This window comes from Candidatus Competibacteraceae bacterium (assembly GCA_016699715.1).
GTDB lineage: Bacteria > Pseudomonadota > Gammaproteobacteria > Competibacterales > Competibacteraceae > Competibacter.
On record CP065007.1, the window covers coordinates 3,203,146 to 3,216,103 of the forward strand.

Annotated in this window: 13 protein-coding genes; 1 reads left to right on the forward strand and 12 read right to left on the reverse strand. The window is 61.1% G+C overall.

The window, feature by feature from the left end; translation table 11 throughout:
- Positions 1–220 precede the first annotated feature (220 nt).
- Positions 221–1,456 carry a hypothetical protein gene (locus IPM89_14475; GenBank protein QQS54019.1) on the forward strand — a complete coding sequence of 412 codons (1,236 nt, stop codon included), beginning with the start codon at positions 221–223 and terminating at the stop codon, positions 1,454–1,456.
- 26 nt (positions 1,457–1,482) lie between these two features.
- On the opposite strand, the gene IPM89_14480 is transcribed toward IPM89_14475, so the two are convergent.
- The 12 genes from IPM89_14480 to IPM89_14535 all read right to left on the reverse strand — a co-directional run bounded on the left by IPM89_14480 (position 1,483) and on the right by IPM89_14535 (position 12,799).
- Positions 1,483–2,952: a hypothetical protein gene (locus IPM89_14480; protein QQS54020.1), complete on the reverse strand. Its 1,470-nt coding sequence runs from the start codon at positions 2,950–2,952 to the stop codon at positions 1,483–1,485.
- 1 nt (position 2,953) lies between these two features.
- Positions 2,954–4,261 (reverse strand): hypothetical protein, encoded by a 1,308-nt coding sequence (locus tag IPM89_14485; protein QQS54021.1) that lies wholly within the window; start codon positions 4,259–4,261, stop codon positions 2,954–2,956.
- 9 nt (positions 4,262–4,270) lie between these two features.
- Positions 4,271–5,044, reverse strand: coding sequence for a hypothetical protein (locus IPM89_14490; GenBank protein ID QQS54022.1), 774 nt, complete (start codon positions 5,042–5,044; stop codon positions 4,271–4,273).
- Positions 5,041–5,289, reverse strand: a complete 249-nt coding sequence (locus IPM89_14495; protein QQS54023.1) for a hypothetical protein — start codon at positions 5,287–5,289, stop codon at positions 5,041–5,043. Before IPM89_14495 ends, IPM89_14490 begins: the two co-directional genes overlap by 4 nt.
- A gap of 159 nt (positions 5,290–5,448) precedes the next feature.
- Complete coding sequence (locus IPM89_14500) at positions 5,449–5,880, reverse strand: hypothetical protein (GenBank protein ID QQS54024.1); 432 nt, start codon at positions 5,878–5,880, stop codon at positions 5,449–5,451.
- 11 nt (positions 5,881–5,891) lie between these two features.
- Positions 5,892–6,980, reverse strand: coding sequence for a N4-gp56 family major capsid protein (locus IPM89_14505; protein ID QQS54025.1), 1,089 nt, complete (start codon positions 6,978–6,980; stop codon positions 5,892–5,894).
- A 94-nt stretch (positions 6,981–7,074) separates the two neighbouring features.
- Positions 7,075–7,875, reverse strand: coding sequence for a hypothetical protein (locus IPM89_14510; GenBank protein QQS54026.1), 801 nt, complete (start codon positions 7,873–7,875; stop codon positions 7,075–7,077).
- Positions 7,876–7,879: 4 nt separating this feature from the next.
- Complete coding sequence (locus tag IPM89_14515; GenBank protein QQS54027.1) at positions 7,880–9,907, reverse strand: hypothetical protein; 2,028 nt, start codon at positions 9,905–9,907, stop codon at positions 7,880–7,882.
- Entirely contained in the window at positions 9,897–10,241 is a 345-nt protein-coding gene (locus tag IPM89_14520; GenBank protein QQS54028.1) for a hypothetical protein, read from the reverse strand. The genes IPM89_14515 and IPM89_14520 overlap by 11 nt, the downstream gene beginning before the upstream one ends.
- 26 nt (positions 10,242–10,267) lie before the next feature.
- Complete coding sequence (locus IPM89_14525; protein QQS54029.1) at positions 10,268–10,696, reverse strand: hypothetical protein; 429 nt, start codon at positions 10,694–10,696, stop codon at positions 10,268–10,270.
- Positions 10,697–11,145: 449 nt separating this feature from the next.
- Positions 11,146–12,474 carry a terminase gene (locus tag IPM89_14530; GenBank protein QQS54030.1) on the reverse strand — a complete coding sequence of 443 codons (1,329 nt, stop codon included), beginning with the start codon at positions 12,472–12,474 and terminating at the stop codon, positions 11,146–11,148.
- Positions 12,458–12,799: a hypothetical protein gene (locus IPM89_14535; protein QQS54031.1), complete on the reverse strand. Its 342-nt coding sequence runs from the start codon at positions 12,797–12,799 to the stop codon at positions 12,458–12,460. The genes IPM89_14530 and IPM89_14535 overlap by 17 nt, the downstream gene beginning before the upstream one ends.
- Positions 12,800–12,958: the final 159 nt, after the last annotated feature.

The window sequence follows — 12,958 nt, forward strand, 5'->3', positions numbered from 1 at the left end:
AGTATAATGAAGAATGCGATATTGATGAATTGTCTAATAGGCATCTGAGAGGCCGTGAACAGATCACATTAAGACTCCTACAGCTTGGAGTTGAAAAGATTTACAGCGTTAAATCAAAAAAAAAATTCTTTCGCCTGATGGTGAGCAATTCCCAATTTATCTTGAAATTTTTTGGTTCATAGACAGGGAAAAAACAATCATACCTGATAAGGATTTCTTTTTGGAGCCAACTACAGATTATTATACAGAAGAAGAGGTAGTAGGGCTAGCTTCCCATACTAAAGAGTTGATAGATTATATTAACATATATTTTACTTCTACTGAGGCTGCGCAATTAGAAAAATATTTGGAAAGAGATGGCCATTATGAAATAATTATCAATAATGCATTAGAATTACCGATCGACCTGTGTAAGTCATATAAAGATAAACTTATTAGAGATGAAGATAATAGATATTTTGAATTTCGTGATTATTACCACGATTTAATTGTTGAAACTCATCAGGGTCATCCTGATATGACAGTATGTGCTTTACCGTGCATGTTTAGATTAAGCAATGTCCCAAATACGACAATGCGTGTGTTTGGTATTTGTTTCCTGCGAAGAAAAGATATTGCAACGGTTTCAGAGAGCTTTTATTGGGAGTGGTTGGACTCAGAAAACTGGAGTATTATTTCCGATCCCCAAGTATTGACAGAGGATCTATATCGTAGGTTTCCGTACTTCTCTTTGGGATACGCTTTTCCTGAGGAATATATTTTATCAGATGGTTTTATTAGGGAGTTTTCTGATAAATTTTGTTGGGAGACCCTTTCTAGAAATACCTTATCAGAAAGCATAATTAGAGAGTTTTCAGATAAGGTTAATTGGGGATTAATTTCTACGCACCAAACCTTATCGGAGGGTTTTATTAGAGAATTTTCAGCCCATGTCGATTGGGGGGCTATATCTAGATACCAAACCTTATCGGAAGGTTTTATTAGAGAATTTTCAACCCATGTCGATTGGGGGGCTATATCTAGATACCAAACCTTATCGGAAGGTTTTATTAGAGAATTTTCAGATAAGGTTAATTGGAATGCATTAGTAAAATATCAGTTATTGCCAGAAAATTTTATTAGAGAGTTTTTGGATCATATAGATTGTTACTCTCTTCGTGGTCCTGTTAGTGTTGTCGAAGAATTTATTGCATCATTGGATACTGAAGGACTCAAAAAAGTGGACTGGCCGGAAATAAATCAACTAAAATTATCGGATAGTTTCCGCGCGAAGTATGATGGCTGGTTAAGGATTGGATCTCTTTCTGATTATGATTATAGTCCTTACTATGATAGTGATTACTCCTTCGACAATCCCTATCAGGAATGGGAGCAGGAATTATTAGATGATATTGAGGCGTATAGAGAAGATTCGGCAAGATCCGAAGAGGATGGTTGGTACTACTCTGAAGATTAGCCAAAGAGGTTAATTTTCAGGCAACACTACCGCCCCACCGCCTCCAACAACCCGCCGATCTCGTCCTTCAACCCCTCGCCCTCGGCGATGGCGCCCAGGCGGGTGAGGTGGCGGGCCAGGGCTCCGTCGGACGCCGGTACTTTCGTGAGCCAGCGCACGAATCTCGGTGAGGTCATCAACTTCGCCGCCGCCGCCGGGGCCAGCGCCGCCGTGGCGGCCCCTACCGGGCCACCCGCGACGTAACCGCCACCGACCCCCAGCACTTGCAGCAGCGAGCCCAGGGGTGTGGTTCTGGGGGCTTTGGCGCGGGCTTGCATCGCGGCGGTGCGTTGAACCAGCGGCACCAGGGCGTTCAATTCTCCCCGCAGCCCACCGTAACTGACGTCCCCGAGCAGGTGCTTGTCACGCGGATCGAGGCGTTCCCAACTTTTCAGGAATCGCCCGGCGTTGAAGGCCTCCTGGCCGCCCCCCAGTTCTACGAGGTGGCTACGAGCCAGGTTCTGCCGAACCTCCAGCGGCGCGTCTTGCGCCAGGTGGAGTTTCGCCATCAGGGAGTCCGCTCCCCCGGCGCGAAGATGATCCGCCATCCCACCCTGCCCGAACTGGTGTTCGAGGTCGGCGGCGTCGGGGATTCGATCGATCAGGCGCTCCTCCCGGCCCAGGTCGTCGGCCACCCGCAGCAGATCATCCTGAGTACCGGGGACGAAGGGTGCCTTCGGCCGGACGGCTTGCAGCAGGGCTTTATCCTGCGCCGCCGCCGTGGCTTCCAGCGTCCCGCGTCCCAGCAGACTGCCCCCCGCCGACCGCTCCGCCGCCGCTCCGACCCGCGACCCGAGCATCCCGCCGGTGAAAGGCAGGCGGATGGCATCCGCCACCTCCTGGTCGGCCAGAGCCGCCACGGACGGCCGTAGGCGGCTGCTGACAGCCCGCACGCCCGCACCCACGACCTGACCCGCCCCTTCGCCCAACGCCCCCACGGCACCCGTGTAGGCGGCATCCTGGGCGTGTTCACCCAGGGAGCGGGTATCGGTCGCCCCGGTGAAGGTTCGCAGCGCCCCTTGGACGGCCTCCCGCCCGGCCACCGCGCCCAGGCCGCTGCCCACCACGGCACCGGGTACGTTGCCCACGCCGAACCCGCCGATAGCGCCCAGGGTCGAGCCGAGCAGCTCACCGCCCATGGGCGCCAAGTCGATGAGATCCCGAGCGGATAGGCCCTGCTCATCGACCAGCGTCGGGCGCCCGGTCTTCGGGTTGATGAACGCGGGGCCATCCGGTGTCTGTGCCGCCTCGAACCCCTTGGACCGTAGGAAGTTGGTCTGATCGGCGGGCTTCTCCAAGCCGGCCAGTCCGGCCCGGGTGGCGGCGTCCGCGCCGGTCGTCGTGTCGAGGTTGTGGGTGAACCGCACCTGCTCGGCGATTTTGCCCAGCGCGGCGGGGTCCTTCAGCAGGGTGTCGGGGACTTCGACCCGGATACCGGAGAAATCGACGATGGGCATGTCAATTCACCGGCACGAGCTGGCCGTTCTCCCAGCGGTACTGGGAGGCCGTGCCGGGCTGTTGTTGGTCTTTATAGGTCAGATATTTTTGGTAATCGGACGGGTCCAGAATATCCTGAAGGTTCACGCCGCGCCGCGCCGCCTCCGTCGCCAGGGAGTCGATCTTCCGCATCGCCCCCTCCTCGTAATTCCGAACCTGAGCCCGGTTAGCCGCGAGCAGGTCCTGGGTGACGCCTGGCGTAAACGCCGAACGACCCAGGATTTTCTCATTGAACCAACCGGCGGCCTTCTGGAACACGTTACCCGAGCCACTCTTGACGGCCTCGACTTCGCCGGGCATCGCCACGGAGGTGGGGTCGCGCAGTTTAGCGGTGGTGACCGCCAGGGCACTGCCCGACGCGGCGGTGTTTTGCCCCGCCAGATCCTCGGCGGTCTTCAGCATCGGTTGCGAGAGGCTATAATTCTTGAACTCCGGGCTGCCGTAGAGCCCCTGTCGCAGGTCCTCCAGGCTCTTGACCTGGCCTTGCACCTGCCGCTGACCCAATTGCTGCCGTTGCAGGTCGAGGGTCTGTTGCTGGTAGGGGGTCAACCGGTCCCGTTGAAAGAGGTCATTGAGGCTCTTGGCCTGGGCGGTTTGCGCGGTCACCTGGGTGTCGTAAACCTTCGTGGCCGCCGCATCTCGCGCCACGCCGGGTGCGAGTAGCCCCAAGGCCCCGTCGATCAGCGCCTTGCGCGAGCCACCGCGAGCCGAAGCCGCTTCCTTGAGCATCGTATCGAACTCGGCCTTGCGACCCCGAGTGTCCTGGAACGAATCGCCCGGTCGAGACAACGGATCGAACGTGGGGGCTTGGGGGGCGAGCGCGTTCAGCGTGTTGGGCTGACCACGGCCTTCCAGGGCATCGAGGGTCCGCCGGTCGATCCCAAGTCGAGTCGCCCGCGTGTCACGCTCCGCGTCCGCGCCTTTATTGAGTTGGGCGACGTTGAAAGCCGCCGCCTGACCCTGGACCGTGCGATCCTGGAAGGATTTAAGGGCTTCGGCGTCGGTGGTCGCTCCCACGTAACCGCCCCGCGCAGTGGCGAAATCAGGGACTGAGCGGTTGGTGAATGTCGGGACCGTGGAACCCACGTCCGACGGGGTCGGGGTCGGGGCCAGCGCGTTCAGCGATGCCGGTTGCGCGGGCGTGGGATTCCCCAAGGACGGCACGGCGCCCGGCAGTGGCTCACCCACGGGTACACGAGAGGGAAGTCTCCGAATGGGCCGCCCGTCGGGGCCATACTCGAATTCAGGTTCGTAAGGATTTATGGCCATGAGGGGTTCCTACAAGAATTGCGGGGTGGCGCGAGGGCGGGTATTGGCCTTCCGCCGTCGCCACTCCCAATCGACGGCCGATTGCGGTGGCCCGACCGTCCGGTCGAACAACGCCAGGGCTTGGGCCGCGAGATCGGGGTTGAAGGTGTCGAAATCACGCTTCAGAAAAGCCAGATGCGCGGCGTACTCGACCAGGACCCGGTGGAATTGAGGGGCGATCTCGGGCTCATCGAACTTCCTGCCACTCCATTCGGGGACGTACCACGCATCGGGCAGGCGTTCGACGGTCAGCACGAGGGTTTCGGCGGCTTCGGGTGTCCCGAGAATGCGGATGGAGCGCTCGGCGACGATGGCCCCGAAGGGCGGGCTATAGTCACTGAGAACTGGAGCGTCTTCCTGATAGACGCTGACCGGCGGGTAGGCCACCGCCGGGTCCAAATGGCGCTTGTCGATCTTCCGAACCGGTTGCCCGGTCGCCTGTCGATGGATCGCCTGAATGGACAGGATGGTGCCGTTGGCCCCGAACCGCCCACCCGACTCCTGGATGGCGTAATCGGTGGTGCCGGCGGTAAGGGCCAGTTGCATGGCGCCACGGAGCGGCCGGCGGCGGCAGAATTCGTTCTGAGCCTCGTTAATCAGGTCGACCAGATCCGCGTTCGACCAGAGGCAGTCGCCGTCGTCGTATTCCCAATAATAGGTGTACCCCGGGGGTGCGGGGCCGGTATCTCCACCAAAATCATCGAGTCGGCGGCGCAGGGTGACCACGAGATCGAGCAGCGTCATGGGGCTCCCCGCTCCAACTCAAGGATCGCTATGGCCCGAATCAACGCGGGAGCCACCATCAACGGTCGCACCTCCATGCCCAAACGGCGGGCATAACGCTCAAGCGCGGCGCGGTCCTTGTAGATCAACCCTTTCTCCTGAGCGTAGGCTCGGCACTGGCGGTGCGTCCACAACTCAGGGCACTCGGCCGGAGTGGGCTCGGGGGGCTTGGAAAGGTGTTCGACGCGCTTCAATGGTCTGGGCATGAGGGCTCCTGGGAGGCCCCGGGCGGGGGGCGGTCGAGTTCGTAAAAACGATCTCTTTCATCATCAGAATCAGTAGGTTGCGGCTGGGTCAGATTCGACGGGTTCCCTATATATTTAGGACCACTTTTTATATCTGACCCACCCACACCGGGCCGGGGGTTACTTGGCCATGTAGCGGATCAATACGCCCAGCTTGCCGGTCGTGGCCGAGGTGGCGGGCGCCGCCTTGACCAGGGCCTGCACCACGCGGTCAGCGCTGGTGGCGACATCGCGGAAGGCGGTCTTGACCGACGGATGCACCGCGCCGCCGGCCTGCGCGACCGTGCTGGCCGCGAAGAAGGCGTCGGTGTCGCCGCCCTTGATCCCCACGTCCAAAGTGACGGCCGGGGAACCATCGGAGTCGAGGTCATCGGCGAACAGCACGATGTCCGTTACGGCGTGACCGGCGGGGATGGTGACCAGGTCGATGGTGTCGTTGATCACCAGCGCGGCCGACAGCGAGAACTCAGCGCGAACGGCGGTCTCCTCGCCCACGCGATGCGGGACCGGGACGGGGGTGAACGCGTCAATTACGGTATATGCGGTAGCCATGACAGGTCTCCTTAGGCAGCCGGGCTATAGGTATCAACACCAATCACGCCCAGCGCCTTGGAGTTGTAATCGTTGCGGCGGATGCCGTAGATCGCGCCGGAGGTGACGATCAACTGGTTGCCCCGGTCGTCCAGGTGCTCACTCCAGGACCAGCGCTGCTTGCGATCCCCACTCCCGAACGCCGCCACCGCTGCCTGGGAGCCCAGAAACAGGGCACGGGCCGCCGTGACGGTGGCCGGATTGCCATAGTCACTGAAGCGCACGACGCGGGGGTGCGCGTGTAGAACCACGCCCGCGTACATGCCCAGCGCGCCCTTCATCAAGGGATTGCCCTGGCCATCGGCTCCGGCGGCGGCTTTCTGAATAGCGAGGAAACTCGCTTCACCGGTAGCGGTTCGCAGGCTCCATTCCTGATACGGCCCCATCACCATGACGAAGGCTTCGACGCCATCCACCTTGGCGGGTTGGATCGGCAGGTCTTCCATGGACTTCGCCTTCGCCACGATCTTGTCGACCAAGCTCAGGGTGATCCCGTCGCTGGAATCCAGATCGGTCTTGACCGTCGCGTCGCCACCATAGACGATGTGGTCGGAATCCAAAGCGGTCAGGGCGTTATTGGCCCGCCCGGTCCAGGTGGTAGGGAACGGGTAGTCGGTATTGACGCCGCGCGCGCCGGACAGGTAGCAGAAATACTGGGCGTCGAAGTTCTTGGCCCACCAATCCGCCTGCCGCTTCATGGCGACCGAGCGCAAGTCATGCAGTGTCCGCTTGCGCGTCATGGCGCCACCGGCGTTGATACCGATACGCTCCTGGTCGATGAAAACGCTGGAACTGTAGAACGTCAGCGGCGCTTCGGAACCTTCCAGAATGTCGTCGGACTGCGTACCCTCGACATCGATTTGGGCCGAAATGTCGTAGTTGATCCGGTCGCCGGCATCGGAATCCAGCTCGCTGTAAACCTGGATCGGAGTCATGGCGTCCGCGCCGACTCCGGAGAAGCGGCTGGTGAAATAGCTGGCCTTGGTGGCCTCGGTGGCCAGTACGGCGCTGTAACGCTGGACGGCCTTGGCGTCATTGACGCCGATGACAGTGTTGCTCAATTGCGTGTCCTCAATTCGAAGGAAAAACGGGTCGTCTCCCGACGATCCAACTCAGATGGAAAACGGGTCGTCTCCCGACGATCCAGGGTAAAAATCAACTGTGCAACCACCGAACCCGCTGGTCGGGGCTCATCTTGGCCACGGCTTTCTCCAAAGCGAGCCCATTGAGTTTGCCCAGGTGGGTGAACTCCAGGTCGGAATCATTGGCTTCGGCCACCGGGACACTACCCAGGCTGGGAATAGCCACGCGGGGCCTGGCGGGCGAGTTCTGGGCGGTGTAGGTCGGTACGGGAGAGTCAACCCCCAGCAAGGCGCGGAGCTGGCCCTGCACGGCATCCTTGGCCTGTTGAAGTTGGCTCTTGGCGTCCAGGCCGGGGGTCTTGGCGCGAATGGCCTCCAAGGCGGCCTGCATCATGGGCAGCACGACCGGCGACTCGAAGGCCGCCGCGCCGGGCTCCTGGCGGAATTCGGTGACGGCGGCGTCCCAGTTCTGTTGGAGCTGCCGCTGCTGGACTTTGGTCTCGATCTGCCATTGGAGCAGGACACCCTCGGCGTCGCGCGCTTGGCGCTCCAAAGCGCGTTCCTGGGCGCGGTAGGCGGAGAAGCCGATCTCGCCCGACTCGTACTGAGCGGCCAGGGCATCCCGCTGCGTGTCGATCCGCTGAAGCGCCTCGGTGGCCTGTTGGAGCTGCGTCGGGTCCGGCGCAGGCACGGGCTTGGGGGCGGCTTCAGGCTCGACCGCATCCGGCGTCGGCGCCGGTTCGGGCGCGGTGGCTTCGGCCTCCACGGTGGGCTCCACGGGTTCCGTGGGCTCGGCGGTCTCGGCGCCCTCGGCGGCGACTTCCGCCAGCATCTCCGCTTCGGACGCGGTCAAAAATTGGGTTTCATCGGTCATTGGGTCACCGGATCAAGGGGGTGGTCACGCGATACTGCTGACCGGGTTGATTGAGTTCGTCGGCCTTGGCCTGACTTAACGCGGCGTCGGTCAACAGCTTCTGGGTTTTGGCATAGAGTTCTTGCAGCTCGGCCATCTGACGATCCGCCGCCAGTTGGCGGTCTTGCTCGGCTTGTTGCGCCTGAGCTTGGGCTTGGGTCTGGGCCGCTTGGGCGGCTTGCGGATCGGTCGGATCGGTCTGGCCGGTGATGCGGCGGATGCGCTCCACCAGCGTGGCTTTGTTCGGAAGATCCGAACTGTCGATCACCAAATCCAGCAACTGTACCGACACTTCGGGGGGCAGTTGGGTGGCGGTCTGCATCAGCAACTCGAAGCTGGCCCGCCGCTGGGTCTCGTGGAAATCCTGTTCGGCCACCACGAAGTCCGCTTGGCTGGCGGTAAGGTCGTTCAGCGTCTGCCCGTAACCGTCCGGTTGGTTGATGGCCACGAAGTCGGGAGCGCCCTTGTCGCCGAGGATTCGAAACACCTTGGCGTCGGTGTAGAACTGCTCGACCAGGGACAGCAGAATCTCGCCGGTCAATTGGGTGGCGAGGCGCAGATTGTCGAAGAGGTCCGCCGTGGCTACCGTGCCCTGCGTCTGCTTGGCGAGAATCGCCTTGCCGCTGATGGCGTTGGTTTCCAACCCCAAATTCTCGGCGGTGACACCCGTGATCTGGCGAATGTATTCGCCGTCCTGGAGACCCATTTGGACGTGGCCATCGGCCAGTTGCGCGTTGGAGAGGAACTCGACGCGGGAACCCGGCTTGATCCAAACAATTTGATCGGGACTGGCGGCGTCGGCTTCAAACGCCTCGGGATCTTCCACCGCCTGCCGATCGATAATGACCTTGTTGGTGGAGAGCAGGAACAGCGCCTTGGAGCGCCGCTTGTTCAAGTCCAGTTGGGCGTCGCGGGCATTGCGCACGGCTCCGTAGGGCATGGAATCGGCGCCCCGGCGATAGGCCCACAGCGGCACAAATGGGAAGGTGTTGTGCCGATAGGGCGACTTGCCGTGAAACAGTAGCTGCTCGCCCTGCGTAAAGAAGGCGACGTGCATGACCATGCCGATGGCGTCGTGCAGGGAAGCCAGGCCCTGGATCACCGCACGCTGATGGGCCGCATTGTTGGGGTCATACAAACCGGTGAATTTACCGGTGATGCGCTGCACCGCCATCGGCTTGCGGTACCAGCACTCGATGAGCCGGACGGCTTTGCGCGTGTCGTAACCTTGCAGGACGCTGGCCAACGGGAAGAACTCGGGCTGCTGGTAGGGCGTGACGAGGGTGTCGTAGAACTCGGCATCGGCTTGCAGGCGCTGGAATTCGCCGGCTTCCTGCTTGAGCAAACCCTCGTGCTGCGGAAACATCGCGATGGCGGTGTCCAGATCGAGGATCTTGGACCGGCACAGGTAGCGGGCGTCGCCAAGATCGGGGGCCACCGAATGCGGGTCCAGCCAAACGCTGCGCCAGGACTCGGCTCGGACGAAAATCGGTTCCTCGGTGGGATCGTTGCGGACCCCAACTTCCAGCCAACCCACACCCGCACGAACCGCGTCGCTGAAGGCCTGCGAGCGCACGAAGGAGAATCGATTGACGTCGCTCAGATATTTGAGTAACTGCTGCTTGGCGTTGGCCGCATCGGCGTCGCCCGGCTCGCGGGGGTGAACCGCGAAGTCCACCTTGTTTCGACGCTCCAGTCCCAGCAAGTAGTTGATCGCCGGCTTGATTTCATTGAAGGTCAGCGGCACCTGGCCGCGTTGTTCCAGGATCTGCCGCTGGTCGGGAGACCATTGAATCCCGTCACTGAAATCCTCGTCCGTGGCCTGCTCGGCTCGGTTGTCCGCGTGGGCGGCGCGGGCTTGGTGCCACCAGTTCGCCAGGGCCTTGACATCGACCGGCTCGCCGTTCTGGTCGGGCTGGATGTCGGCGGCGTTGTTGCCGGTGAAGATCGACGGCTGGGCAACCCAAGTGGGTGACGTGACGCTAGCGGGCATCGAACACAATCTCACCGTTGGCCCGGACGACGAGGTGATCGCGTTCGGCTTGCTTCATAAGATCGGGGACCGGGGCCGGGGGCATCGCCAGCAGGGTGCGGAATTCGTTGGTCACCTTGCGAATGAGCGCCAGGACCTCGCCGCGTGTGAACCCGTGCGCGCCGTACAACTGGACGGCGTATTGAGTACCCCGGCGCACGGCCTCGGCGTCGTCGAGGAAGCGGTGCGCCACCGACAAGCCCACCGCCACGAGGGCGGCCCCGCGACGGAGAAACATGGCGGGTTCGGCGTGGTGTTCGGTGGGCAGATACCCGAAATCGATCTCGATATTCACGAGGCATCCTATTAATTGAACATGGTTTAATTAACGCAGGAATTCACCGAAAAGTCAAGTGATTTCAACGTCTTTCCGGCGCATCCGCAGCTTTTCGACCGGCCCTCGGTCAGCGCGGTTGCCCGCTTGGTGCGCTCGGTACCGCAGTCGCAGCGACAGGTCCAGGCCGCGCCGTGGCCGGTGCCCCCGGCATAACGGACCACCGTCCATCGACCGAAGCGCTGGCCCGTCAGATCCCGGGCGCGAGGCGGCAGGCACCGGCAAAGGGGCTTGCCCTCGCGCATCCGTTGGGGCAGAAATTCGCGCTGGGTCCCACAAGTCTCGCACCGGGCCAGCCAACGGGACTGGCGGCGTGTGTCCCGGCCCACGAAGGCCAGCACGCGCCAGCCGTGGAACCGGTGGCCGGTGAGGTCGCGTACATTGGGGCTGCGGTGGTCGGCGTCATCCAGCGCCAACCGAACCCGCTCAGGCGGGTCGAAGGCGCGGGTGGCGCGCTGGGCATCACCTTTGCAGCAACCACAACTGGAGGACCTACCCGTGGCGAGGGATCGGCCCACCACCGCTCGCTCGGTACCGCAGACGCAGCGGCAGTTCCAGCGAGAGGTCGTACCCCGACGCTCGGCAAAGCCCAACACGATCCAATGCCCGAAGGTTTGGCCGGTCAAGTCCCTGCCCCGCCGCTGGCAGCCGCAGTGTGAGCACCTGCCGGTGAGCAACGACGACGTGGCGACGATTTTGGAGCCGCCGCAGTCACACGCGCAGCGCCAGGTCCGTGGCGCGGGGGGGTTGCTGATGGGTTCCAGGGCCGTGAGGTGCCCGAAGCGCTGGCCGGCCAAATTCCGGGTATGCGGGGGCAGTTGTCCGGGTTTGAAGCGGACGCCGCGCTCAGAGAGTCTGGAGAAGATCATCGCAGGATGGCCGAGATGGGGTTGCGGGGTTTGCGGCGGCCCAAACGGCCGGCAGTGAAATCGAACCCAGTGGCGATTTGCCTCAGGGCGTCGTTAGCGTGGCTCTCAGGGCCATGAACGGGTGAGGATTTGTAGACCTGGAGCCGGGGGTCAAACGCACGGCGGTAGCGACTGACGGCCTGTAGGAAGCCTTGGCAACGATCTTTGTCGATCCAGAGCTTGGGCCAAAGTTGCCGGGTGGCCTCGATCCCCTCCGCGAGGTCCCGGACGCGGGGCACCACGGTGATCGGCCGCACCCCCAAATTTTCCAAGGTTTGTTGACGAGAAGTGTTGGTCGATAGCTCCCGCACCACCACGTCATGGGGGAGCAAGTGGCCGGCAAACGGGTGGTTGAACCGCTGCAACGCCGTGGCGTAGTAGCCCAGCGGCTCGTTGCTGGCCGCGAGGGTGTCCACGATGCGGATCTCTTGGCCGACCGCTTGGAAAACCAGGATGTAGGTCTGATCGGAGAGGCCGAGATCCCAGGCCGTCCACAGGGGAAGCGCGGGGTCGATGGGGATGGAGCAAACCCGCCCTTCGGCGTAGGCGGCGGCCAGCTCCTTACGGAAGATGCTACCCTCCAGGTCCTCAATCTGGTCCCAGCGGCCGTCGAGCAAGGCGCGGCGATCCCGCTCGTTGAGGGTCATGAGCTGTTCGCGGTAACCCGAATCTCGCAAATAAGGGTTGTCGTCGAGCCGGGCGGGGATGAAACGGCGGGTCAGAATCCGCTCGCCCGTTGCCAGGGAGAAGCGCGTCGCGTCGCCGGCATCTGGGATGCGGAAACGCTTCTGCACCCAATCGCCACCGGGGCCACCCGGATTGCAGGTGGCCCGCACATAGGGGCGGAGGGTAGGATCGGTGGAACGAACCCGGCTGACCAGATACTCGTAGATCGATTCGCTGGGGAGTTGTGTCAGCTCATCGACACCGAGGTACTGGAATTCACGACCTTGGAATCGGAGCTTGTCTTTTTCGTGTTCGACATAGGCGAACTCGATTAAAGCCCCCGAGGGAAAGCGCCAGAACTTCTCGGTTTCTTTAAAGACCGCGCCGGGTGCGACTTCGGGGTAAAGCTGCCTGGAGCGGTCAATCAGCTCACGGAGCTCCCCAAAGGAACGCCGAACCAAGACTGCTCGGTAATGAGGGTTGGCGACGGCGTGTTGCTGCAACCCCAGAATATCGACGACCAAGGCTTGCGATTTGCCACCCCCCGCGCTGCCGCCGAACAGGACTTCGTCCTCGGGAGCACTCAGGAAGGCCGCCTGCTTGTCAGTCGGACTCCACATTCGCGGTCGGCTGCTTGGCGGGGACTACGATGGCATTGAGGCTCAGCGTCTGGCCTTCTTCGTCGGTTAGCGCGACTTGCTTGGGCAGAGACGCGCAGATCATCTTCAAGAAGCCGAGGGCGTCTTTGGGATCCTCCCCCGATAATGCCCGGACCATGATGTCCTTACCGCGTTCCTCAAATGTTTCGTAAAGTGTCTGATAGAAAGCGGAGACCAGCCGCAGCTTATAACCGTGCGGCCGTCCAGGACCGCCAGGGCGGCCCTTCACAAAGCGCCCCTTGCTATCGCGGTCAAGTTCTTGATTAACGAGAGAATCTTCAGACATCAAAGGACCTATAAATAAGCACTGTTCAATTAACAGGTAAAGAAAAAAGCCCCCCACCCACCAAGGACCAGGGCGCTGGGGGAGCAGCGTGTGGGGGAGGGCTGAGGCACATTGTCTTTTATTTTCAACGAGTTGTCAAGAAAAATAGGTCGGGAATCC

Bases quoted from the DNA above. Each gene is read 5' to 3' on its own strand.
- IPM89_14500 (QQS54024.1), bottom strand. From the start codon at position 5,880: ATGGCTACCGCATATACCGTAATTGACGCGTTCACCCCCGTCCCGGTC.
- IPM89_14490 (QQS54022.1), bottom strand. From the start codon at position 5,044: ATGACGCTGCTCGATCTCGTGGTCACCCTGCGCCGCCGACTCGATGAT.
- IPM89_14510 (QQS54026.1), bottom strand. From the start codon at position 7,875: ATGACCGATGAAACCCAATTTTTGACCGCGTCCGAAGCGGAGATGCTG.
- IPM89_14530 (QQS54030.1), bottom strand. From the start codon at position 12,474: ATGTGGAGTCCGACTGACAAGCAGGCGGCCTTCCTGAGTGCTCCCGAG.
- IPM89_14485 (QQS54021.1), bottom strand. From the start codon at position 4,261: ATGGCCATAAATCCTTACGAACCTGAATTCGAGTATGGCCCCGACGGG.
- IPM89_14515 (QQS54027.1), bottom strand. From the start codon at position 9,907: ATGCCCGCTAGCGTCACGTCACCCACTTGGGTTGCCCAGCCGTCGATC.
- IPM89_14480 (QQS54020.1), bottom strand. From the start codon at position 2,952: ATGCCCATCGTCGATTTCTCCGGTATCCGGGTCGAAGTCCCCGACACC.
- IPM89_14535 (QQS54031.1), bottom strand. From the start codon at position 12,799: ATGTCTGAAGATTCTCTCGTTAATCAAGAACTTGACCGCGATAGCAAG.
- IPM89_14495 (QQS54023.1), bottom strand. From the start codon at position 5,289: ATGCCCAGACCATTGAAGCGCGTCGAACACCTTTCCAAGCCCCCCGAG.